22 protein-coding genes are annotated in these 21,630 nt (G+C 71.8%); 9 read left to right on the top strand and 13 right to left on the bottom strand.

Features of this window, described 5'->3' with window-relative positions:
- Nucleotides 1–183: 183 nt before the first annotated feature.
- The gene (locus ACWDN5_RS27145; RefSeq protein WP_310972134.1) at nucleotides 184–681 is read left to right on the top strand and encodes an HNH endonuclease; all 498 of its coding nucleotides are present in this window, start codon (nucleotides 184–186) and stop codon (nucleotides 679–681) included.
- Nucleotides 682–793: 112 nt separating this feature from the next.
- On the opposite strand, the gene ACWDN5_RS27140 is transcribed toward ACWDN5_RS27145, so the two are convergent.
- Nucleotides 794–1,165 (bottom strand): hypothetical protein, encoded by a 372-nt coding sequence (locus ACWDN5_RS27140; RefSeq protein WP_310972136.1) that lies wholly within the window; start codon nucleotides 1,163–1,165, stop codon nucleotides 794–796.
- Nucleotides 1,166–1,443: 278 nt separating this feature from the next.
- Between ACWDN5_RS27140 and ctaJ the strand changes: the two genes are divergently transcribed.
- Both ctaJ and ACWDN5_RS27130 read left to right on the top strand, forming a co-directional pair.
- Entirely contained in the window at nucleotides 1,444–1,698 is a 255-nt protein-coding gene (ctaJ, locus tag ACWDN5_RS27135; RefSeq protein WP_310972138.1) for an aa3-type cytochrome oxidase subunit CtaJ, read from the top strand.
- Nucleotides 1,685–2,173 (top strand): DUF5130 family protein, encoded by a 489-nt coding sequence (locus tag ACWDN5_RS27130; protein WP_449678254.1) that lies wholly within the window; start codon nucleotides 1,685–1,687, stop codon nucleotides 2,171–2,173. Before ctaJ ends, ACWDN5_RS27130 begins: the two co-directional genes overlap by 14 nt.
- A gap of 597 nt (nucleotides 2,174–2,770) precedes the next feature.
- Here ACWDN5_RS27130 and ACWDN5_RS27125 read toward each other — a convergent pair.
- Genes ACWDN5_RS27125 through ACWDN5_RS27115 form a run of 3 tightly spaced genes read right to left on the bottom strand, consistent with a single transcriptional unit; the run spans nucleotide 2,771 to nucleotide 6,548 of the window.
- Nucleotides 2,771–4,078: an amidohydrolase family protein gene (locus ACWDN5_RS27125; protein WP_449678253.1), complete on the bottom strand. Its 1,308-nt coding sequence runs from the start codon at nucleotides 4,076–4,078 to the stop codon at nucleotides 2,771–2,773.
- Nucleotides 4,079–4,101: 23 nt separating this feature from the next.
- A complete protein-coding gene (locus ACWDN5_RS27120; RefSeq protein WP_191313514.1) occupies nucleotides 4,102–4,752 on the bottom strand; it encodes a response regulator in 651 nt (216 codons plus the stop codon).
- Nucleotides 4,749–6,548: a sensor histidine kinase gene (locus ACWDN5_RS27115; protein ID WP_310968425.1), complete on the bottom strand. Its 1,800-nt coding sequence runs from the start codon at nucleotides 6,546–6,548 to the stop codon at nucleotides 4,749–4,751. Before ACWDN5_RS27115 ends, ACWDN5_RS27120 begins: the two co-directional genes overlap by 4 nt.
- A 172-nt stretch (nucleotides 6,549–6,720) precedes the next feature.
- Here ACWDN5_RS27115 and ACWDN5_RS27110 point away from each other — a divergent pair, with 172 nt between their 5' ends.
- Together ACWDN5_RS27110 and ACWDN5_RS27105 are read left to right on the top strand one after the other, a co-directional pair.
- A complete protein-coding gene (locus ACWDN5_RS27110) occupies nucleotides 6,721–7,422 on the top strand; it encodes an ABC transporter ATP-binding protein (RefSeq protein ID WP_310968426.1) in 702 nt (233 codons plus the stop codon).
- A complete protein-coding gene (locus ACWDN5_RS27105) occupies nucleotides 7,419–9,668 on the top strand; it encodes an FtsX-like permease family protein (protein ID WP_449678252.1) in 2,250 nt (749 codons plus the stop codon). Before ACWDN5_RS27110 ends, ACWDN5_RS27105 begins: the two co-directional genes overlap by 4 nt.
- A 91-nt stretch (nucleotides 9,669–9,759) precedes the next feature.
- On the opposite strand, the gene trmB is transcribed toward ACWDN5_RS27105, so the two are convergent.
- The 6 genes from trmB to ACWDN5_RS27075 all read right to left on the bottom strand — a co-directional run bounded on the left by trmB (nucleotide 9,760) and on the right by ACWDN5_RS27075 (nucleotide 14,693).
- Nucleotides 9,760–10,392, bottom strand: coding sequence for a tRNA (guanosine(46)-N7)-methyltransferase TrmB (trmB, locus tag ACWDN5_RS27100; protein ID WP_310968519.1), 633 nt, complete (start codon nucleotides 10,390–10,392; stop codon nucleotides 9,760–9,762).
- Nucleotides 10,393–10,466: 74 nt separating this feature from the next.
- Nucleotides 10,467–11,036 carry a hypothetical protein gene (locus ACWDN5_RS27095; RefSeq protein WP_310968428.1) on the bottom strand — a complete coding sequence of 190 codons (570 nt, stop codon included), beginning with the start codon at nucleotides 11,034–11,036 and terminating at the stop codon, nucleotides 10,467–10,469.
- Between the two features lie 159 nt (nucleotides 11,037–11,195).
- Nucleotides 11,196–11,951 (bottom strand): hypothetical protein, encoded by a 756-nt coding sequence (locus ACWDN5_RS27090; protein WP_310968429.1) that lies wholly within the window; start codon nucleotides 11,949–11,951, stop codon nucleotides 11,196–11,198.
- The gene (locus ACWDN5_RS27085) at nucleotides 11,948–12,880 is read right to left on the bottom strand and encodes an ABC transporter ATP-binding protein (RefSeq protein WP_449678251.1); all 933 of its coding nucleotides are present in this window, start codon (nucleotides 12,878–12,880) and stop codon (nucleotides 11,948–11,950) included. The genes ACWDN5_RS27090 and ACWDN5_RS27085 overlap by 4 nt, the downstream gene beginning before the upstream one ends.
- Before the next feature lie 107 nt (nucleotides 12,881–12,987).
- Complete coding sequence (locus ACWDN5_RS27080) at nucleotides 12,988–13,737, bottom strand: ABC transporter permease (RefSeq protein WP_310968431.1); 750 nt, start codon at nucleotides 13,735–13,737, stop codon at nucleotides 12,988–12,990.
- Between the two features lie 17 nt (nucleotides 13,738–13,754).
- Nucleotides 13,755–14,693, bottom strand: coding sequence for an ABC transporter ATP-binding protein (locus ACWDN5_RS27075; protein ID WP_449678250.1), 939 nt, complete (start codon nucleotides 14,691–14,693; stop codon nucleotides 13,755–13,757).
- 197 nt (nucleotides 14,694–14,890) lie between these two features.
- On the opposite strand from ACWDN5_RS27075, the gene ACWDN5_RS27070 reads away from it, so the two are divergent.
- Both ACWDN5_RS27070 and ACWDN5_RS27065 read left to right on the top strand, forming a co-directional pair.
- Nucleotides 14,891–15,478 carry a TetR/AcrR family transcriptional regulator gene (locus tag ACWDN5_RS27070; RefSeq protein WP_310968433.1) on the top strand — a complete coding sequence of 196 codons (588 nt, stop codon included), beginning with the start codon at nucleotides 14,891–14,893 and terminating at the stop codon, nucleotides 15,476–15,478.
- On the top strand, nucleotides 15,475–16,386 hold the full coding sequence (locus ACWDN5_RS27065) for an SDR family NAD(P)-dependent oxidoreductase (RefSeq protein WP_449678249.1): 912 nt from the start codon (nucleotides 15,475–15,477) through the stop codon (nucleotides 16,384–16,386). The genes ACWDN5_RS27070 and ACWDN5_RS27065 overlap by 4 nt, the downstream gene beginning before the upstream one ends.
- 6 nt (nucleotides 16,387–16,392) lie before the next feature.
- Here ACWDN5_RS27065 and ACWDN5_RS27060 read toward each other — a convergent pair whose 3' ends face one another.
- Entirely contained in the window at nucleotides 16,393–17,118 is a 726-nt protein-coding gene (locus ACWDN5_RS27060; protein ID WP_310968435.1) for an SDR family oxidoreductase, read from the bottom strand.
- Between the two features lie 95 nt (nucleotides 17,119–17,213).
- On the opposite strand from ACWDN5_RS27060, the gene ACWDN5_RS27055 reads away from it, so the two are divergent.
- Nucleotides 17,214–18,050 carry a LysR family transcriptional regulator gene (locus tag ACWDN5_RS27055; RefSeq protein ID WP_449678248.1) on the top strand — a complete coding sequence of 279 codons (837 nt, stop codon included), beginning with the start codon at nucleotides 17,214–17,216 and terminating at the stop codon, nucleotides 18,048–18,050.
- A 7-nt stretch (nucleotides 18,051–18,057) separates the two neighbouring features.
- On the opposite strand, the gene ACWDN5_RS27050 is transcribed toward ACWDN5_RS27055, so the two are convergent.
- Nucleotides 18,058–18,714: a response regulator transcription factor gene (locus ACWDN5_RS27050; protein WP_310968437.1), complete on the bottom strand. Its 657-nt coding sequence runs from the start codon at nucleotides 18,712–18,714 to the stop codon at nucleotides 18,058–18,060.
- Nucleotides 18,711–19,880 carry a sensor histidine kinase gene (locus tag ACWDN5_RS27045; RefSeq protein ID WP_449678257.1) on the bottom strand — a complete coding sequence of 390 codons (1,170 nt, stop codon included), beginning with the start codon at nucleotides 19,878–19,880 and terminating at the stop codon, nucleotides 18,711–18,713. The genes ACWDN5_RS27050 and ACWDN5_RS27045 overlap by 4 nt, the downstream gene beginning before the upstream one ends.
- Before the next feature lie 146 nt (nucleotides 19,881–20,026).
- On the opposite strand from ACWDN5_RS27045, the gene ACWDN5_RS27040 reads away from it, so the two are divergent.
- Nucleotides 20,027–21,586: a dynamin family protein gene (locus ACWDN5_RS27040; protein WP_449678247.1), complete on the top strand. Its 1,560-nt coding sequence runs from the start codon at nucleotides 20,027–20,029 to the stop codon at nucleotides 21,584–21,586.
- The last annotated feature ends 44 nt before the right edge of the window (nucleotides 21,587–21,630 follow it).

Below are 21,630 nucleotides of genomic sequence, written 5' to 3'. Positions count from 1 at the left end.
GTCTCCGGCCAAGCCACGGCCGACGAGGCGCCAGAGGTGGTTCTGCGTGCCTATCCGGGGGGTTCCGCATCCGGCGGAACCGTCCCGGCCGGGCCGGGGACCCGCCCAGGGGGAGTGACCCGCCCGCCCGGACAGCGTAGTAGAGGCCGGGATCCGGCCGCCCCGGCCTGGGGCCGGCGCCGGGTGCTCCTGCTCAACGCCACCTTCGAGCCGCTGACGGCGTTGCCGCTGCGGCGCGCCGTGGTGCTCGTGATGTGCGGCAAGGCCGAAGTGGTCCACGGTGACCCCGGCGGGATCGAGCTGCATTCGGCGAAGGTTTCGCTGCCGGTGCCCTCGGTGATCCGCCTCAGCACGTACGTGCGCGTACCGTATCGCGCGCAGGTGCCGCTGACCCGTGCGGGGCTCATGCACCGGGATCGCTACCGCTGCGCCTACTGCGGAGGGCGGGCCGAGACGATCGACCACGTCCTCCCGCGCAGCCGGGGTGGCCCCCACAGCTGGACCAACTGCGTCGCCTGCTGCGCCAAGTGCAACCACCGCAAAGCGGACCGGCTGCTCTCGGAGATCGGCTGGCGGCTGCGGATCGTCCCGCGGGCGCCCCACGGCCCGCACTGGCGGCTGCTCGCGCACTCCAAGGAGGCCGACCCGCTCTGGCGGCCGTATCTGGGCTCCGCCGCTTAGCTCCTCCGGCGGGCGGAGCGCCCCCTGACAAGCCGGCGCCCCGGCTGCCTGTGCGGCGGCCGGGGCGAGCCGGGTGCTTGCGCTGAGGTAGCGCGCGTCCCTGGAGTACGGGTCAGGCAGCGAGCGCGTAGTCGCTCTGGCAGGTGACGCGGGTGCCCATGGTGACGCGCGTGCCGCGGGTGACCCGAGTGCCCCGCGTGACGCGCGTGCCGCAGGTGACTCGCGTGCCGGCCGTCACACGCGTGCCCATCGTGACGCGTGTGCCGCGCGTGACCCGGGTCCCTCGGGTGACTCGCGTGCCCGCCGTCACCCGGGTGCCCATCGTGACCCGCGTTCCCGCCGTCACACGTGTACCGCGAGTGACGCGTGTACCCCGGGTAACCCTTGTGCCCGCCGTCACACGCGTTCCGGGCACGAATTCGATTTCGCTCAGTGACGAGGTGGTCTCGGTGATCGCCTGTGCGGGCGTCTGGACGCTGTTCATGGCAAGGCCTCCTGGGACCGGTGCGTTACCTGCTGGGGCTGGGGAGCGGGGCGCAAGGCCCGTACAGGTGAAAAAGCTACGAGGATTTCAAGGCCCCGACAAGACGACAGCGGCGGGTGCGGCCGCCTGTACGTTGAGTTGCAACCTTTCGGCCCGACGGTCTTCGCCCCAACGTTCCAGTGGCCGCGAGCCAAGCGGCGGACGGCACTCGGCTTACGACGAACGGTCGAGTGCGCCGCGCGCGGTGGGTGCGGAGGTCATCCGATACGCTCACCGGCGTGAACATCGTCGAGACGATCGTGGTCTTCGCCGTGATCCCGCTGGCCATCTACGGCCTCGCCGGGCTGCTGACGCTCCGGCGCAGGTCCGGCGGTGCCCCGCGGCACCGGTCCGGCCAGGCCTGGGAGTACCCGGCCATGTGGTGGAGCGCCAACCCCGAAGGGGCGGGCACGGCCCACCGGCACGCCGGCACCGAGAACAGCGCGCCCGAGGGCGCCCCGACCGCGGCGGGAGGCGCTCGTGGCAACTGGTGAGCTGACGAAGCGCGTCGACGAGTCCGAGCTGGGCTACGGCGAGGCTCTGATGGCCACCGGACGGGTGTCCGCGGCCAAGATGTACGAGCCGGAGGCGCCGTCCGGGCCGTTCAACACCCGCCAGCTGGCCCGCCTCGACGAGGCGCTGACGTTCGCTTCGCGCGAGACCGGCTTGGACTTCAGCCTGTACCTCGGCGAGCTCGGCGCGGAGAGCCGCGAGACGGCGGAGAAGCTGCACGCGATGACGGCGGACCCGTCGAACTCGGTGCTGATCGCGGTCTCGCCGGGTGAGCGCAAGATCGAGATCGTCACGGGCAAGGCCGCTTATGTGCGGCTGCCGGACCGCGGTGCCAAGCTCGCGGTGGCGAGCATGGTGGCGTCGTTCAAGGAGGGCGACCTGGTTCGGGGGCTGGTCAACGGCCTGGTGAACGCGCTGCGGATGCTTTCGGACCAGGCTGGTCCGGCGCCTCGGTGATCTTTGGCTTTGCGGCCCTGCACCCTCTTGGGTGTGGGGCCGTTTTGCTTTCTGCGTTTACGGCTCTGGTGAGTTGTCCACTGGCGGGTCGGGCTGTGGACAACTTGGGTGCGGGGGTTTGTTGGGGCCGGGTTTTGTCCGATGCCGCCGATACGCTGGAAGCGGGGGCAGCCCCCAGGGAGGGCGGGCCGTGCCTGGGCTGCGGTTGGCTGCCGCAGAGCCTCGCCATGGTGGGGATCGGTGGTGAACCCTGACTGAGGGGTTCCCGCCGGCCCGAACGCCGGATTGTTCAACGGCCGGCAGGTTGTGTCAAGGCGGGAAAGCGTGCCTTGACCCGGCACCACCGGCCGTGTTTCGGCTTCGGATCGGGGTGGCCGGGGAGGGCTGGATGGGGTGCAGGTCCGGGGCGTCAGCGTCTGTTCGGGCCGGTGTGGCGCCGGAAAGAAGGGCGTTCCGACTTGTCGGCGCCCTGCCCGGAGAGGGCGAGGGTGCCGGCAAGGCTCGGTCGCTGCCGCGGTGAAAGCGGGATCTGCTGGGCCCGATTGTGACTACGGCTTCGGATCGGGGTGGGCGGGGAGGTCTGGGCGCGACTCCGGATCAAGCCCGCAGCCGCGCCGCTGTCTCGGCCACGCCGGCCTGCACCTTCGCCCGGTCCACCTTCGTCGACTCGCCGTCGGCCACGACCTGCTCACCCGCGACCCACACATCCCGCACCCGTCGTGACCCGGCCGCCCACACCAGGTTCGACAGCAGCTGCGCGTCCGGCACGTCCAAGCCACAGGCGAACGCCGGGTCGTCCAGGTCGATGTGCACGAGGTCGGCCCACCGGCCCGGCTCCAAAGAACCGATGTCGGACCGGCCCAAGGCGGCAGCCCCGCCCCGAGTCGCCAGCAGGAAGACGTCGGCCGCCGTCAGCACCGTCGAATCGCCCGTGGCCAGGCGGGCGAACATGGCCGCGAGCTGCAGTTCTTCCCACAGGTCGAGGTCGTCGTTGGACGCCGGGCCGTCGGTGCCGAGTCCCACCGAAACCCCTGCCGCGCGCAGGTCCGCGATCCGCGCGATGCCCGAAGCCAGCTTCGCGTTCGAGCCCGGGCAGTGCGCCATGCCGACGCCGTGGGCCGCGTACAGCGCGATGTCCGAATCCGACAGGTGGATCGAGTGCGCCGCCAGCACCCGGCCGTCCAGCATGCCCAGCTCACGAAGCAAAGCCGGCACCGAACCATGAGAAGCACGAACCGCTGTGTCCTCCGCCGCCGCCTCGGCGACGTGGATCTGGACCAACGCGCCGCGCGAGAGCGCCGACTCCGCGGTCGCGCGCAAGCCGTCGGAAGAGAGCATGTACGCCGAGTGCGGGCCGTAGCCGAGCTCGATGCGGTCTCCGTGGCCGAAACGGAGGCCGTCCGTGTCGATCCAGCGCTCGATCGCCGCCAGCTGGGCCTTCCAGTCCAGGCCCGGCAGCTCCATCACCGGGGGCGCGACCAGTACCCGGCCGCCCGTGGTCAGGACCGCGTCGACCAGCTGCTCGCCTTCGAAGTACATCTCGGCGCTGGTCGTGACGCCGTGGCGCAGCATCTCGACCGAGCCGAGCAGCATGCCGGTGCGGACGTCCTCCGGGCGCAGCTTCGCCTCGGCCGGCCAGATGATCTCGTTGAGCCAGGGCAGCAGCGGCAGGTCGCCGCCCATGCCGCGCAGCAGCGTCATCGGGCTGTGCGCGTGCGTGTTGACCAGGCCGGGCAGCAGGATGCCGGTCAGGGTGGTGACCGGTGCGGTGGATTCCGGGGCGGTGGCCGCCGGTCCGCAGTACGAAATGCGCCCATCGGCGTCGACGTCGACGACCGCGTCACGGAGAAGCGAACAGGACGGGTCGGCGGGGAGAACGACAGGGGCGTGGAAACGGCGTTGCATCTCTGGATACTACGCACCCGGAATCACGAAACGACTCCGCTCCGCCACGCCCACGCCGCGCTCTCCACCCGGTTCCGCGCGCCGATCTTGCTCTGCACCGACGCCAGGTGCGTCTTCACCGTCGACAGCGACATGAACAGCTCCGCGCCGATCTCGGTGTTGGTCAGCCCGCGCGCGACCGCCTTCAGTACGTCCAGCTCCCGCGGCGTCAGCGGCTCGGACGGCGAGGCGGCCTGCGGCTTCACCGCGCCGCCGTTGAAGTGCTTGAGCAGCCGCACGGTGATCTGCGGCGACACCAGCGCGTCACCGCGGTCGGCCGCGCGGACCGCCTCGATCAGCAGCGCCGGGCCCGCGTCCTTCAGCAGGAACCCGGACGCGCCGTTGCGCAGCGCCGTGTGGACGTACTCGTCGAGGTCGAACGTCGTGACCACGACCACCTTCAGCGGGTCCGCCACGTCCGGGCCGGCCAGCTGCCGGGTGACCTCCAGGCCGTCGAGTCCGGGCATGCGGATGTCGAGCAGGCAGACGTCCGGGCGCAGCTCGCGGGCCTTCGAGACCGCCGAGACGCCGTCCGCGACGTCGGCGACGACCTCGATGTCGTCCTGCGCGTCCAGGATCATGCGGAAACCCATCCGCACCATCTCCTGGTCGTCGGCGATCAGTACCCGGATCACTCGTCCCCTTCCTGGTCTTCTCCGGCCGCCAGCGGCAGCCAAGCTTCGACGCGCCAGCCGCCGTCCGGATCCCGCCCGGCCGACAACCGGCCCTTGAGCAGCGCGACGCGTTCGCGCATGCCGACCAGACCGTAGCCGCCCGAGCCGCCGGCCGGCCGGTGCGCCGTCTCCCGCCCGTTGTCCGTCACCCTCAGGTGCAGTTGATCTCCCTGCACCTCGGCGACGACGAACGCCTCGGTCGCGCCCGAAGCGTGCTTGCCGACGTTGGTCAGCGACTCCTGCACCAGCCGCAGCGCCGAGCGGCCGACCTCGTGCGGCAGGTCCGGCGGCACGTCGAGGTGCATCGACGTCGGCACGCCGTGGTTCGCGGTCTCGACGAGCTTCCGCAGGTCCGCGCCGAGATCGGTGGTGGCCTGCTCGCTGAACTCGCTCATCCCGGCGGGCGCGTCGCCGCGCATCGAACGGACCAGCCGCCGCATCGCCGCGAGCGCCTCGACGCCGGCGTTCTCGATCCGGGCCATCGCCTCGACCGCGATCTCGGGCTTCTTCTCGGCCATCATCCGCGCGGCCTGCGCCTGCACGACGATCCCGGTGACGTGGTGGGCGACGACGTCGTGGAGCTCGCGGGCCAGCGCCATCCGCTCGGCCGTCTGCGCGTCGCTCACCGCCGTCTGCACGGCCTGGGTGCGCTGGGCGTCCCGCGAGCGCAGCATCAGGCCGACGGCGATCGAGATGCCCAGCATCAGCGCCGCGGCGAAGGCCAGCAGTGTCAAGGTTTCCGGGTCGGTCTGCAGGCCCCGGGACCGGTAGGAGTTGAGGATCGCGGCGAGCGCCACCACGCTCGACAGCACGGCGATCCGCGGCCAGGACCGGCTCAGCCCCTGGGCGCGGGTCAGGTTCACCACCACGCCCATGCCGGCGATCACCTGCACGGCCGGCACCCCGCCCGGCATCTGGTAGTCGTAGGACCGCAGATTCAGGAACGGCGTGACGACCGCGGAGACGAGCATGATCCCGGCGAGGCCGAGCAGCGCGTCGGCGGGCCGCCGCGGCGAAAGCACCGCGATGACGGCCGCGACCAGCGAACAGAACAGGATCGGGAACCCGCGGGCGTTGCTCGAATACGTGTAGCCGAACTCGAACAGCAGCGCGAACGCCAGCAGCCCCATCAGCGGCCACTGCCCCATCGCCAGCTCGTTCACCCGGTTCAGCCGCCGCACCCGCGGATCGGCCTGCGGCCTGCGGTCCCGGGTCGCGATGGCCGGCACCAGGGCCCCGACGAGCAGCAGCAGGCCGAACAGCAGCGCCTGGGTGCCGGTGCCGCTGTCGATGTCACCGACTCCGGCGTAGCGGCCGAAGACGGCGATGAGCCCCGCGACGACCAGGAAGCCGACCACGCAGAACGCCACGCCCGCCCGGGCCCGGCGGGCCACGTAGTAGACCATCAGCACCCCGGCCACGACCTCGGTGATCGTCACCTTCGGCAGCACGGAGGAGTACGGCGGGATGTGGAACGCGTGCAGGAAGAGGGTGGAGAAGATCAGCACCCCGCCGCCGGCCACCCCGGCGACCGCGGCGCGCTTCTGGGCCCAGAGCCCGCACGCCACCATCGCGAAGATGCCCGGCAGCAGGCCGAAGTCGACGAAGCGCGGGCCGTGCTCGTCGAGTGCCGCCTGCGTCGTGTAGATGACGTCGAACAGCAGCGCGGCGTACAGCACGGCGGCGGGCACGCCGATGCGCCGCACCAGGGCGGCGGCGCGGGTGTAGAGCGTTTTCGGCAGGGGCGCGGCGGGCACAACGTGACGTTACGTGATTCCCCGGTGCCCGCACCTTGGCCGAGTGGCCCGCCCTCCCTCGGCCGATCGGCCGAGGCGGCCGGGGCAGTCACTGGCCGTCTGCCCGAAGTGGACACCCCGTGGTTTCGGCGAGGCTCGTCGGCATCAAGATCCGACCGACAGGGAGAACCTCGTGGACCCGAACACTCCACACGCGACGAACGGCCCGGTGCTCTCCGGCCGGGGGCTGGTGAAGCGCTACGGCAACCAGCACGCCCTGGCCGGCATCGACATCGACATCCAGCCGCGGGACGCCGTCGCCATCGTCGGGCCGTCCGGCTCGGGCAAGACGTCGCTGCTGCACGTCCTGGCCGGCATCCTCCGGGCCGACGACGGGCAGATCTTCCTGGCCGGGCAGCGGATCGACCACCTCGGCGAGAAGAAGCGCAGCGAACTGCGCCGCACCGAGTTCGGGTTCGTCTTCCAGTCGGGGATGCTGGTGGCCGAGCTGTCGGCCGAAGAGAACGTCGCGCTGCCGTCGCTGCTGGCCGGGCTCGGGCGCAAGGAGGCCATCGACGCCGGCCGCGTCTGGCTGTCCCGCCTCGGCCTGGCCGGCAAGGAGCGCCGCCGTCCCGGCGAGCTGTCCGGCGGCGAGGCCCAGCGCGTCGCGATCGCCCGGGCGCTGACCCACCGGCCGAAGGTCATCTTCGCCGACGAGCCGACCGGTGCGCTCGACACGCGCACCGGCCGCGACACGATGGACGCGCTGCTCGGCGCCGCCCACGAGACCGGGGCCGCGGTGATCGTGGTGACCCACGACCGCGAGCTGGCCGAGTCGATGCCCAAGACCGTCGCCATCCGGGACGGCCTGATCGCGGCGAGGCTGGCCGCGTGAACTCCCTCCAGATCGCCCTGCGGGTGCTGCGGGTCGACCGGCGGACCCGGACGTCGGCGATCCTCACCGCGATCGGGGTGGCCGTCGCGACCGGGCTGGTGCTGCTGCTGGCGACGCTGCCGTTCGCCACCCAGAACCGCGAACAGCGCGCCCTCTGGCAGGGCGAACAGTTCTACAGCCACGGCTCCGACGGCCCGGTCAACCTGCTCTTCAACGCGTCGAAGGACTACTTCGACGGCAAGCAGATCGTCCGCGTCGACGTCGCGCTGGCGCCCGGGGCGACGGCCGGGTCGATCCAGCTGCCGCCGGGCGTGCCGCAGCTGCCCGGCCCCGGCGAGACCGTCGTGTCCCCCGCGCTCGGCCGGCTCCTGCAGGCCAACCCGGCCGCCCAGCTCGGCGACCGGTTCGGCAAGCCCGTCGGCTCGCTCGGCGAAGACGGTCTCCGGTTCCCGGAGCAGCTGGTCGCGCTGACCGGGCACGCGCCGGACGCGATGCCGGAGAACGTGTCCCAGGTGGCGGGGTTCCCGAGCGGGAAGGCGAGCCCGGACGCGCTGCTCATGCTGCTGTCCTGGGTCGGGATCATCGTGCTGCTGGTGCCGAGCCTGGTGCTCGTCGCGTCGTCGGCGCGCCTGACCGCGGCCCGGCGGGAACGGCGGCTGGCCGCGATCCGGCTGGCCGGGGCGACGCCGGGGCAGGTCACGAACATGGTGGCCGCCGAGACGACCTTGTCCGCGGGCATCGGCGCGGCCCTCGGGCTGCTGATCAGCCCGGCCCTGCACGGCCTCGCGTCGTTCGTGCCGTGGGCCGGCGGCACCTGGCTGGCGTCCGACTTCGCGCTGCCGGTCGGCCTGACGGTGTTCATCGTCCTGGCCATCCCGGTGCTCGTGGTGCTGGCCGGCGTCCTCGGCCTGCGCCGGGTCCTGAAGAACCCGCTGTTCGCGACCGGTGGGCACACGAAGAAGCCGCTGCACTGGTGGCGGCTGCTGGCCCTGCCCGCGGCCGGCGCGTTCTTCCTCATCGCCGTGACGACGGTGCAGGAGACCGGCGGGATCGGGCTGGTCATGGCGGGCCTGTTCTTCCTGGTCGGCTCGGCCGCGATCGTCGGGCCGTGGGTGACGTCGGCGGTCGGCGGCACGTTCGTCCGGATCTGGCGGCGCCCGTCCGCGCTGCTCGCCGGCCGCCGCCTGCGTGACGACCCGAAGGGCGCCTACCGGGCCTCCGCCGGGATCGTGCTGGCGGTGTTCGCCGGGTCGATGGCGCTGACGCTGCTGCCGACGTTCGAATCGATGGCCGGCGGCGGGCGGTCCTATGCCGACTCCGTCCTCTACGTCGACACCGACGGCCGGCACGCGGGCACGATGGTCGACCAGGCCAACGCCGCCCTGCGGAAGTACGGCCAGAACGAGCAGGCGGTCGCGGTCGGCGAGGTCTACCTCGTCAAGGGCCAGGCCCCCAACCGGTACGGCCACCGCGCGCTGGTGATGACCTGCGCCGACGCCGTCAAGCTGACCCGCTACGGGCTCACCCCGGAGAACTGCGCGGGCGGCCCTGCCGTGTTCGGCGACTCGGCGATCGACCTGGCCCAGTACAAGTTCGCCACGAACTGGGAGGGGACGGCGGTGGCCGCGAAGTCGGGGACGCGGGTGGAAGCCGTGCACCCCCGGGACGCGGACCTGTCGGACACGCTGATCGTCGACCCGGCGGCGCTGCCGGACGGTCTCGAGCTGACCGACTACACCGTCGTCGCGCCGACCACCGACGCGAACCGCGAGACCGTCCGGACGGCACTGGCCGGCCCGGCGGCGGGCGCGGAGATCGGCAGCCGCGACCAGTACCTGTACAACCAGCAGACCGAACTCGGCGACCTGCGCCGGGTCACCGTGATCGGGCTGATCGCGGCGGGCGTCCTGGCCGGCTGCAGCGCCGCGGTCGCGACCGCGGGCTCGGTGATGGACCGCCGCCGCACGTTCGGCGCGCTGATGGCCGCGGGCACGCCGGTGCGGGTGCTGGCCAGGGCGTTGCGGATGGAAGCCGCGCTGCCGGCGCTGGTCGCCACGATCGGCGCGGGAATCGTCGGGGTACTGGTCGGCGTTGGGCTCTACAGCATGGTCGACGCGCGCGGCATCGTCCTCAGCCCGTGGCTGCTGGCGCCGGTCGTGCTCGGGGTCGGGGTGGCCCTGCTCGGCGCGTCGGTCTGCACCCCCGCGCTGAAGCGGGTCCAGGCCGAGCCGCTGGCCGACGAATAAGGCGTTCGCCCCTCTGTCGGGGGAGGGGCGGATACCGGGGGTAGTGAGCTGAAGGGGACTTTCTCCGCAGGGGATCCGGGGAGAGTCCCCTTCAGCGCTTCTCGAAGATCAGGTCGTGCGAGACGCGGCCTTCGACGTCGGCGCGCTGCTCGAACTTCGTCACCGGCCGCCACTCCGGCCGCGGCGCCCAGCCGTCGTAGCAGTTCCGCAGCGCGGGTTCGGCGGAGCAGACCTCGAGCATCTGCTCGGCGTAGTTCTCCCAGTCGGTCGCCATGTGGAAGGTGCCGCCCGGCGCGAGCCGCGACGCCACGAGCGCGGCGAACGACGGCTGCACGATCCGCCGCTTGTGGTGCTTCTTCTTCGGCCACGGGTCGGGGAAGAACAGCCGCACGCCGTGCAGCGTGTCCGGCTCGACGTGCTCGGTCAGCAGCACGACGGCGTCACCGTGCAGCAGCCGCAGGTTTTCGACGCCCAGCTTTTCGGCGCGCAGCATCAGCTGGCCGAGGCCCGGGTCGTAGACCTCGGCCGCGACGTAGTTGAGCTCCGGCGCCGCGGCGGCCAGCTGCGAGGTCGTCTCGCCCATGCCGGAGCCGATCTCCAGCATCACCGGCGCCTCGCGGCCGAACCACGCGGTGAAGTCGAGCGGCCCTTCGGGCAGCTCGCTCACCGTGCGGCCCAGCCGCGGCCAGTGGTCGTCCCACGCCCGCTGCTGCCCGACGGTCATCCGGCCACCGCGCTTGACGTAACTGACCACGCTGCGCAGCCGACGCCCGTCTTCTTTCTCCACGGAGGGAGAGGTTAACGAACGGCCTCGATCACCCCGAGACGCGACCGGAGTCCGGCGAGCCCGGCGATCGGGATCGGGTCCGGTGTCGGCCCGGTGTGCGCGGGCAGGACGTCGATCCAGCCCTCGTGCCGGTCGGTGTTCATCACCGTCGTCGGAATCGCGTGTCCCGATTTGCCGCGTTCGGACGGCATGAACTCCCAGTAGCCGGATTCACCGTCCGCGGCCCACGGGACGAATTCCCACCCCGGGCGCCTGCCGAGCAGTTGCGCGATCCGGTCCTCGACGCGGAAACCCTGCTCCCGCGAATCGAGCTTGCCGTCCGCGATCGCGCGCAGCCACCACGGCGCGGGGATCGGGCCCGCCATCCCGGCCGAAGCGCGGAACAGGGCCAGGACGCTGTCTTCGGGTGCGCGGTGCACCCACGCGCGGCGGAGTTCCGCCGGCGTCGCCGCCGTCATGGCGGCCTGCGGGAGTTCGATCGCCCGCGACCATTCGAGGTGCAGCATGGGTTCGAGCCGGGGAGCGTCGTCTTCGACGCGGGCTCGGGGAATCGTGCCGCCCAATTCTTGCCCGGTGTCCACCGTCAAGATTCACCTCCAGGGGGAGTTCAGACGGGTCCGGTGCTCTCACTTATGAATCTTGCCTGGTCGTAGCAGTATGTCCGGTGCCTGTGAGGGAAGCCACAGGTGTTTCACCTTTTGTTAACAAGGTTTTTTGCGGTATTGAGACCGCGGTCACGCTCAGGCGTCGCGTCGTGCCGTCACGAGTACACCGGCCACGAACAGGGCAACGGTGATCGCCGCGAAGTAACCGAGGTACCCCCAGGGCCCGAGCGGCGCCGGCGCCAGCCCCAGCGGCCCCGCGGCGAACCCGCCCGCCCCGACGAACTCGTCGGCGGCGTGGAACGGCATCCACTGGTAGATGTGCTTGCCGATGCCCGGGATGAAGACGAGCACGCCTTCGAGCACCTGCGTCCACACGAGGACCACCGTCAGCCCGAAGGCGACACTGCGCAGCAGGAGCGCGACGCCGACGCCGGCCACCGCGGTGAAGAGGAAGACGAGGCTCTGGCCGAGCACCGAGCGCCAGGCGGCGCCCGAGTGCAGCGCGAGGTCGGCGTCCGGCTGCACCAGCGACGCCAGTCCCCAGGAACCGAAGCCGACGACCAGCCCGAGCACGGCGCCCAGCGCGCCGACGACCAGCACCTTGGCCACCAGCGCCGGCACCCGGCTCGGCACCGCCTGGAACGTCAGCCGCATGGTGCCCCAGTTGAACTCCGATGCGGTCGCGAGCACCGCGAGCACGAGCAGTACGGTCCGGCCGTTGCCGCTCGCGAGCTGGGTGTTGCCGACCGTCGGCGGGATCTCCGGCCCGGCCAGCGCGAAGAACAGCGCGGTGAAGGCGAGCGGCGCGATGATCGCGATGGCCAGGCACCACCACGGCGCCCGGGTGCTGAAGAGCTTGATGCGCTCGGCGCGCAGGAGGTTGGTGATCATCGGGCGGCCTCCGAAGACGGCGCGGACGGCGCGGACGGCACCGCGAATTCGACGGCGTCGCGGGTCAGGTCGAGGTAGGCCTGCTCGAGCGAGCCGGTGATCGGGCTCAGCTCGTGCAGCGTGGCGCCGGCGTCGAAGGCGAGCTGCCCGATCCGGTCACTGTCCATTCCGGACACCACGAAGGCACCGTCGGCTTCGGTGAACTCGGCCTGCCCGGTGAGCGCCGCGCGCAGCTGGTCCGCGTGCGGGGTGCGGACGCGGACGCCGTGTTCACTCGTCTGCGCGATGAACTCGTCCATGGTGCCCTGGTAGATCAGCCGGCCGCGGCCGATCACCACGAGGTCCTGCGCGGTCTGCGCCATCTCCGGCAGCAGGTGGCTGGACACGAACACGGTCCGGCCTTCGGCGGCCAGCGCGTGCAGCAGCTGCCGGATCCACGCCATGCCCTCCGGGTCGAGGCCGTTCACCGGCTCGTCGAACAGCAGCACGCGCGGGTCGCCGAGCATGGCGGCGGCGATCCCGAGCCGCTGCTGCATGCCGAGCGAGTACTGCAGGACGCGGGTCTTGCCGACGCTGGTCAGGCCGACCAGCGCCAGCACCTCTTCGACGCGCTTGTCCGGGATGCCGTTGGTGGCGGCCAGCCAGCGCAGGTGGTCGCGCCCGCTGCGGCCGGGGTGGCGCCAGGTGGCGTCCAGCATCGCGCCGACCGTCCTCAGTGGATCCGTCAGCTCCCGGTACGGGACGCCGTCGACGAGCACCCGGCCCGCGTCCGGGGTGTCGAGGCCGAGGATCAGCCGCATGGTCGTCGACTTGCCGGCGCCGTTCGGGCCGAGGAAGCCGGTGACGCGCCCCGACCGTGCGGTGAACGTCAGTTCGTCGACCGCGGTGGTCGCGCCGTACCGCTTGGTCAGTGCTGTCGCTTCGATCATGGGCTCCCCGTCCGTCGAGGCGAGCCTACTGCGAAACACCGGACCCGGGTCGCCCCCCGACAGCGCGACCCGGATCCGGTGTTCTCCCCTTTTTCCCCTGTTACCCCCTACGCGTCCCGCTTCTTCGCGACCCCGAGCGCGACCAGCAGGAACACGAGCGCGATGCCGGCGAAGTACGCCAGCGCCCAGCCGGGGCTCAGCGGCGAGTCCGACGGCGGCGGGCCGTCGACCACCGCGGAGCCGCGGAGGAACTTGTTGGCCACGTTGAACGGCATCCACTCGTGGATGTGGTTGCCGATCTTCGGGATCAGCTGCACGAGCTCCTCGACGGCCAAGTAGTAGATCAGCAGCAGGGCGATCGCCCCGGCGCTGTGCCGGATGAGGATGCCGAGCGCCACCGCGAGCACGGCGCTGAGCGCGAACACCGGCCCGAGCCCGGCCACGTTCATCCAGTCCTGCGAGGTGTGCAGGCCGAGGCCGTCGTTCGGCCGCATCAGCATGCCGAGGCCGAGGGCGCCGAACGCGGCGAGCTCGCCGATGACCAACGCGACCAGCGCGACCACGATCGCCTTGGCGACCAGCGCCGGCGAGCGGTGCGGCACGGCCTGGAACGTCGTGCGGATGGTGTTGAAGCGGTATTCGGTGGTCACCGCGAGCGCGGCGAGCACCATGACGACGGCGATGCCGAACTGGGAGCCGCCGAACTGGGTGGCCGGCAGCGTGAGCTGGGCGTCGGACGGCGTCGCGCCGGCGATGATGGCCGCGAAGCCGATGGTCAGGGCCAGGGTGATGAGCGCGCACCACCACGGCGAGCGGGTCGAGAACAGCTTGATGCGTTCCACGGCGAGCAGGTTCATGGTCTTGGTTTCCCCGGTTACTTGGCGGACTCGAGCACGTGCTGCGCCTCGGCGTCGAGGCCGGTGTGGTACTCGACGGAGTCGCCGGTGATCTGCATGAAGGCCTGTTCGAGCGAGCCGGTCTGCGGGCTCAGCTCGTGCAGCACGATCCGGTTGGCGGCGGCGATCTCGCCGATCTTGTCGCTGTCCATCCCGGACACCACGAGCGCGTTCGCCTCCTCGACGACGCCGGCGCTGGCGCGCTGCAGGGCGTCGCGGAGCTCGGCCAGCTGCGGAGAACGCACCTTCACCGTGTTCTCGGCCGCGCGGGCGACGAAGTCTTCGGTGGACGACTGCGAAATCAGCTGTCCCCGGCCGATCACCACGAGGTTGCTCGCGGTCAGCGCCATCTCCGAAAGCAGGTGGCTGGAGACGAACACCGTGCGGCCTTCCTCGGCCAGCCGGTGCATGAACTTCCGGATCCAGAGGATGCCCTCGGGGTCGAGGCCGTTCACCGGCTCGTCGAACAGCAGCACCTCGGGGTCGCCGAGCAGGGCGGCCGCGATGCCGAGGCGCTGCGACATGCCGAGCGAGAACCCGCCGGCGCGCTTGTCCGCGACGCTCGTCAGGCCGACCGTCTCGAGGACTTCGTCGACGCGGGTGGCCGGGATGCGGTTGGACTTCGCCATCCACAGCAGGTGGGCGCGCGCCGAGCGGTTCGGGTGCACCCACTTCGCGTCGAGCAGCGCGCCGACGGTGCGCAGCGGCTCCTTGAGGTCGTGGTACTTCTTGCCCCCGATGGTGACCTGGCCGCCCGTCGGGTTGTCCAGGCCGAGGATCATCCGCATGGTGGTGGACTTGCCCGCCCCGTTCGGACCGAGGAAGCCGGTGACCTGCCCCGCGGACACGGAGAACGACAGGTTGTTCACCGCCAGCGTTTTTCCGTACCGTTTGGTGAGGCCCGTTGCCTCGATCATGACTGCTCCTCTTCCGCCCCTCGCTTACGACGCGTTCATCGTCGCGGGTCGGGGATGGTTTGCGCGTCACCCTGGAGGCCGAACCACTCCCCCTACCTGAGTAGTACCTTGCTGGCTCTTCGGCCGATGCGCGATCCGTGATGACCCTGAGTCAACCCTGATTCGACCCCATTAATGAACTGTGGTTCAATAATGGGGTGGCCCGGCCGAGGAGCATCACCGATGAGCGGCTGCTGGGTGCGGCGGAGACCGTGATCGGCCGCTGCGGCCCCGGTTTCACACTGGCTCAGGTGGCGGCCGAGGCCGGGGTATCGGTCGGCACGGTCGCGCAGCGGTTCGGCTCCAAGAGCGGCCTGCTGCAGGAGATGAGCCGGCGGGCCACGCGGCGGGCGGTCGAGCAGATGCGGGAGTGCGCCGAGCGGGCAGACGACCCGGTCGACGGCCTGCGCGCCGCGGCGGTGGCGGTCTACGCGGTGCTCGGTGACGCCGAAGAAGCGGCGAACCACCTGGGCCAGCTCGGCGTGGACATCGGCGACCCGGTGCTGCGGTCGCTGCTGGGCGAGCACTTCACGGCGGTCGAGGACGAACTGCGGCGGCTGGTGCGGGCGGCGGCTCCTTCGCTGCCGCACGCGCCGAGCGTGCCGCGCGCGGCCCGTGCGGTGCTCGGCGTGATCAACGGGGTGTCGATCGACTGGTCGATCCGGCCGCACGGGCGGCTGGCCGACCGGCTGGCGGAGGACGTCGACGCGGTGCTGTCCGCGTGGCGGGGACGGGAGGAAGCATGAGTTTGGCGGGCAAGGTCGCGGTGGTCACCGGGGCGACCCGGGGCTGCGGCCGGGCGATCGCGGTGGAGCTGGGCCGCGCGGGCGCGACGGTGTACGTCACCGGCCGCACCACGCGCGAAACGGCGTCACCGATGAAGCGCCCGGAGACGATCGAAGAGACGGGCGAGCTGGTCGAGGCGGCGGGCGGCAAGGCGGTCGTCGTCCGCTGCGACTTCACCTCACAGTCCGATGTGGACGCGCTGAAGGCCCGCATCGAGTCCGAAGTGGACGGAATCGACATCCTGGTCGACGACGTCTGGGGCGGCGACATGTACTTCCACTTCGACGCGCCCTACTGGGAGACGCCCCTCGACGACGCGCTCAAGCTGACGCACAACGCGTTGGACACCCACCTCATCGCCTTGCACAAGCTCCTGCCGCTGGTGATCGCCCGCCGCGGTCTGGTGCTGGAGGTGACCGACGGCGACAACGACGACTACGTCGGCGCCGGCTTCCCCTACTACCTGGCCAAGTGCGGCATCCGCGCGCTCGGCCGCGCCCTCGGCGCGGAGCTGAAGGAGTACGGCTGCGTCGGCTTCGCGGTGACGCCGGGCTTCCTGCGCTCGGAGTCGATGCTGGACATCTTCGAGGTCACCGAGGACAACTGGCGTGACGCGGTCGGCAAGATCGCGCCGGTCGACTTCAAGATCTCCGAGACGCCGTACCTGCTGGCCCGTGGCGTCGCGGCCCTGGCGCAGGACCCGGACGTCGCCCGCTTCGCCGGCCAGACGGTGGCCTCCTGGACGCTGATGAAGGAGTACGGCTACACGGACGTCGACGGGGACCGGCCGGACTTCGGCCGCTGGCTCACCGAAGTCCGCCACGCGGGCAAGGACCCGGCGACGACCCCGCCGGACGACTTCCGCTGACCGACGTCACCACGGCACCGGCCCGGCGTCGTCGAACAGCCCGCCGGTCGGGCCGTCGTCGGGCAGGGTGGCGAGCCGGACGGCGACCTTGGCGCCGTCCTCGGGCGTGCTCGTGCCGTGGAAGCCGTTCAGCTCGGTGGCGACGTAGCCGGGACAGCTGCCGTTGATCTTGATCGGCGTGCCGGCCAGCTCCTTGGCGTACTGGACGGTGATCGCGTTGAGGAACGTCTTCGACGGCGAGTACGCCCCGCTGACCCCGCCGAGGTCGACCCCCGGCGTGGTCTGCAGGGTCAGCGACCCGACGTGGCTGGACTGGTTGACGATCCGCGGGTGCGCGGAGCGGCGCAGCAGCGGCAGCATCGCGTTGGTGACCCGGACGACGCCGATCACGTTGGTCTCGACGACCGCCCGCAGGTTCTCCGGCGTGACGGCCGACGGCTCGTCCGGCCAGGCGCCCGCGATGCCGGCGTTGTTGACCAGGACGTCGAGCCGTCCGGCGCGCCTCTCGACGAGGGCCGCGGCGGCCGCCACGCTCGCGTCGTCGGTGACGTCGAGGGGCACGCCGAACGCGTCGACGCCGGCCGCGCGCAGCTTCGCCACGGCATCCTCCCGGCGCTGGTCGTCGCGCGCCCCGACGCCGACGCTCCAGCCCAGCGCGCCGAGCCCGGCCGCGATCTCGAAGCCGATTCCCTTGTTCGCGCCGGTGACCAGCGCGACCGTCCGTTCGTTCATGCCCCGATCATGGGTGCGTCCCGGCGGAGCACCAACACCCTCGACGACGAGCGACGATACCCCGGTGGTATCGGTCTGGCGGGTAGCCTGAGCGGGTGGACTCGAGGGAGTTGCGCTACTTCGTCGCGGTCGCCGAGGAGCTGCACTTCGGCCGGGCCGCCGAACGCCTCGGCATCGCCCAGCCGCCGCTCTCGCGGACGATCGCCCAGCTCGAGCGGCGGCTCGGCGTCGCGTTGCTGGAACGCACCAGCCGCAAGGTCACGCTCACCGGTGCCGGCTCGGTGCTGCTGACCGAAGGCCGGGCGATCCTCGGCGCGCTGGCCGCGGCCGAACGACGGACCCGGGCCGCCGCCGCCAGCCCGCCGTCGCTCGTCCTGTCCGCGAAGGCCGGGGCGTCCGGCGAACTGCTCGCGAAACTGCTCGACGCGTACGCGGCCGAGCCGGGTGCCGTCGCCGTCGACCTGCTGCTCTGCGAATCGCAGCCCCAGCAGGCGCTGCACGACGGCCGGGCCGACGTCGCCCTGCTGCACCAGCCCTTCGACTCGACGGCCGATCTCGACACCGAGGTCCTGGCCGTGGAAGGGCAGGTCGCCATCCTCCCCGCCGCGCACCCGCTCGCCGGCCGGTCCCAGGTCCGGCTGGCGGAGGTCACTTCACTGCCGGAACTGCCCCTGGCCCGCTGGCCCGGCCCCGGCGGCACCTACCCCGACGGCCCCGGTGCGGAAGTCCGCAACCAGACCCAGCTCTTCCAATTGATCGCGCTCGGCCGCACCACGGTGGTCATGCCCGAGTCCAGCCGCGCCGCGCTGCTCGAGGGCCTGGTCGCCGTGCCGGTTCCGGACGCGCCGACCGTGACCACGGTGATCGCCTGGCCACCGCACAGCCGTTCGCTGGCCCTCGCCGGCCTGGTCCGCGCGGCGACCCGGCTCTGACCCGGCGTCAGCCCAGGCCGGGGCGCGCGAGACCGGTTTCGTAGGCCAGCACCACGGCCTGCACCCGGTCCCGCAGCTCCAGCTTCGCCAGGATCCGCCCGACGTGCGTCTTCACCGTCGCCTCGGACAGGAACAGCGCCTCGGCGATCTCCAGGTTCGACATACCCTTGGCGATCAGCACGAGCACCTCGCGCTCGCGGTCGGTGAGCACGTCCAGCTCGGTGGTGTCCCGCATCGGCGCGCCGCCCGTGCCGACGAAGCGGTCCAGGAGGCGGCGGGTCACCGACGGCGACACCACCGCGTCGCCCGAAGCGACCGCGCGCAACGCCGAAACCAGGTGGCCGGGCTGGGTGTCCTTGAGCAGGAACCCGCTCGCCCCGCCCTGCAGCGCCGCGTAGACGTACTCGTCGAGGTCGAACGTCGTCATCACCAGCACGCGCGCGGTGCCCGCGGCGACGATCCGCTTCGTCGCCTCGACGCCGTCCAGCACCGGCATCCGGACGTCCATCAGCACGACGTCGGGGCGCAGCTTTTCGGCCAGCTCGATGGCCTGCGCGCCGTCGCCCGCCTCGCCGACGACGTCGATGTCCTCCTGGGCGCCCAGCACCATCCGGAACCCGACGCGCATCAGTTCCTGGTCGTCGACGACCACCACCCGGATCACTTGTCCAACCTAACCGGCAGGGCCGCACGGACCTGCCACCCTCCACCCGGAGCGGGGCCCACGTCGAGCGTCCCGCCGTACACGTGCGCGCGTTCGCGCATGCCGATCAGGCCGTTCCCGCCCGGCAGCCGCCGGTCGCCCCGCCCGGCCGGGACGAGCTGGGCGGCGCCCGCGCCGTCGTCGGACACCAGCACCTCGACGAGGTCGCCGGTGCGGTGCACCCGCACCGAAGCCGTCGCGCCGCGGCCGGCGTGCTTGAGCGTGTTGGTCAGCGACTCCTGCACGATCCGGTAGACGCCCAGCGAGACACCGGCCGGCAGGTCGCCGAGCTCGCCGAGCTCCAGGTCCACCGGCACGCCGGCGGTGCGCATCCGGTCGGCCAGCTCGGCGAGGGCGTGCGCGTCCGGCTGCGGCACCCGGGGCTCGCCCTCCGCGTCGTCGCTGCGGAGCACGTCCAGCAGGCGCCGCAGTTCGCCGAGCGCGCCGCGGCCGGTCTCGGAAATCGTTTGCAGAGCCCGCTGAGCGAGCTCGGGGTTGCTCTGGATCGCGTAGGACGCGCCGTCGGCCTGCACGACCATGACGCTCACCGCGTGCGCGACGACGTCGTGCAGCTCGCGGGCGATCCGCCCGCGTTCCTCGGCCACCGCGATCCGGGTGGCCTGGTCCCGTTCGGTCTCGAGCAGGTGCAACCTGGCCTCCACTTCGACGTCGTAGGCGCGCCGGGCCCCGACGAACTCGCCGAGGGTCCAGCACAGGGCGATCCCGAACGCCAGGAACAGCGCCGAGATGACGAGCTCGTCCGAGGGGCCGAGCGCGAGCATCAGGGCCGAGCCGGCCACGACCGCGCCGACGTACACCAGCCCCGGCCGCCGCCCGGCGTAGACGACGACCGAGTAGATGCTCATCGCGAGGCCGGCGATGCTCGAGATGCCCAGCTCCAGCGTCGCGTGCACGACACCGATCACCAGCACGACGTAGGCCGACCACAGTGGTGACCGCCGCCGGAACACCAGCGGCAGGATCATCGCGAGTTCCACCGGCACGGTGACGTACCAGGGCGGCAGCCCGGGGCCCTCGTCCAGGGCGCCGGCGGCGAACACCAGCAGGTCGAACAGGCCGAGCAGGACGGCGAGGACCGAGTCGCCCGCCATGGGGTGGGCACGCATCCAGAGGCTCAGCCGTCGCACCACACAACACTAGGTCGCGGCGCGGAAACCGCGCGTCGGCCGGCGGTACCACCTTCGGTGCGACCTGGGGATGACCCGCATGGCACGATTCACGGGTCGCCGAACGACGGGGAGGACTGGGGGCCGTGACGTCACCGGAGCAGGGCCGGCTCGCGGGTCCGCTGTCGATGTCGGTGGCCAACCTGTGTCACCGCCTGCAGCCGCAGGTGTCCGCACGCACCGCCGCCGGGTTCGCCGAGGTGCTGCGCCGGCTCGGGGCGCCGCTGCAGGTGGCCGTGGCCGGCCGGATCAAGTCGGGCAAGTCGACGCTGGTCAACGCCCTGATCGGGCGCCGGGTCGCGCCGACCGACATCGGCGAGTGCACCCGGCTGGTCACCCGGTTCCAGTACGGCACGGTGGACCGCGTCGAGATCGTCTTCACCGACGGCCGCAAGCAGGTGCTCCCGTTCGCCGCCGACGGCATGATCCCCGCCGAGCTGGGCGTCGACATCGAGCAGGTGTCGCACATCGAGGCGTACCTGACCAACGCCGTCCTGCAGGGCATGACGGTGATCGACACCCCCGGCCTCGGCTCGCTCGACGCCGCTTCGGTGTCCCGCACCGAGCAGCTGCTGGGTGCGGCGAAGCACCGCAAAGAAGAGGACGACGAAGAGGGTTCGGACGAGCTCGACGACACCTCGCGCAACGCCGTCGCCGGTGCGGAAGCCGTGCTGTACGTCGTCACGCAGGGCGTCCGCGCGGACGACCAGCAGGCCCTCGCCGCCTTCACCGCGGCCACGGCGAGCCGCGAGGCGGGCCCGGTCAACGCGATCGCCGTCCTCAACAAGGCCGACACCATCGCGCCCGAGTCGGTCGACGGGTCCGGCGGCGACGTCTGGAAGGCCGCGACGCTGCTCGCCGAGAAGCAGGCGTCCACGCTGAAGCCGCGCGTCGCCGACGTGCTGCCGGTGATCGGGCTGATCGCCGAGTCCGCCGAGTCCGGCGGCTTCACCTCCGCCGACGCCGAGGCCCTGCGGCAGCTCGCCGAGCTCGACGACGACGTCCTGCAGACCATGCTGATCTCGGCCGACATCTTCACCAGCTGGGAGTGCGACGTCCCGGCGGGCACCCGGCTGCGGCTGCTGGAGAAGCTCGACCTGTTCGGCATTTCGCACGCGGTCGAGGCCATTCGCAAGGAACCGGAGATCACGGCGGGCGCGCTGCGGCGGGCGCTGCTCGACGCGTCCGGTCTCGAAGCCGTCCGGCAGCGGCTGTCGATCGTGTTCGCCGCCCGCGCCGACGGCATCAAGGCGGCCGCGGCCCTGGCCTCGGTGACCGCGCTCGCGCACGCCTCGGCCGACCCCGCCGAACGCCAGCGTGTCCACGATGCGATCGAAGTACTCCTCGCCAAGCCCGAGGCCCACCAGCTGCGGCTGCTCGAAGCGCTGACGCTGGTCGCGTCCGGCGCGGTCGACATGCCGGAGGACCTGTCCGAAGAGGTGCTGCGGGTCGGCAGCAACGCCGACATCGGCGCCCAGCTCGGCAAGCCCGGCGCCCCGCGCCAGGAGCTGGCCGCGCACGCGCTCGAACGCGCGGGCTGGTGGCGGTCCTTCGCCTCCTTCGGGGCGACGCCGGCGCAGAGCCGCGTCGCGCACGTCGTGCACCGGGCGTACTTCTTGATCTGGCAACAGGTCCGCGAAGCCTGAGGTTGTTTCGGCTTGCCAACTCTCCCTGGTAGGCGCGTTTTTCC

This window comes from Amycolatopsis sp. NPDC003731 (assembly GCF_053586895.1).
The sequence above is the reverse complement of the archived record's forward strand: the minus strand, read 5'-3'. Positions and strand labels throughout refer to the sequence as shown.

Coding starts and splice junctions, on each gene's coding strand:
- ACWDN5_RS27140 (WP_310972136.1), bottom strand. CDS start 1,165: ATGAACAGCGTCCAGACGCCCGCACAGGCGATCACCGAGACCACCTCG.
- ACWDN5_RS27125 (WP_449678253.1), bottom strand. CDS start 4,078: ATGCAACGCCGTTTCCACGCCCCTGTCGTTCTCCCCGCCGACCCGTCC.
- trmB (WP_310968519.1), bottom strand. CDS start 10,392: ATGACCGTCGGGCAGCAGCGGGCGTGGGACGACCACTGGCCGCGGCTG.
- ACWDN5_RS27090 (WP_310968429.1), bottom strand. CDS start 11,951: ATGATCACCAACCTCCTGCGCGCCGAGCGCATCAAGCTCTTCAGCACC.
- ACWDN5_RS27085 (WP_449678251.1), bottom strand. CDS start 12,880: ATGATCGAAGCGACAGCACTGACCAAGCGGTACGGCGCGACCACCGCG.
- ACWDN5_RS27080 (WP_310968431.1), bottom strand. CDS start 13,737: ATGAACCTGCTCGCCGTGGAACGCATCAAGCTGTTCTCGACCCGCTCG.
- ACWDN5_RS27075 (WP_449678250.1), bottom strand. CDS start 14,693: ATGATCGAGGCAACGGGCCTCACCAAACGGTACGGAAAAACGCTGGCG.
- ACWDN5_RS27065 (WP_449678249.1), top strand. CDS start 15,475: ATGAGTTTGGCGGGCAAGGTCGCGGTGGTCACCGGGGCGACCCGGGGC.
- ACWDN5_RS27060 (WP_310968435.1), bottom strand. CDS start 17,118: ATGAACGAACGGACGGTCGCGCTGGTCACCGGCGCGAACAAGGGAATC.
- ACWDN5_RS27045 (WP_449678257.1), bottom strand. CDS start 19,880: ATGCGTGCCCACCCCATGGCGGGCGACTCGGTCCTCGCCGTCCTGCTC.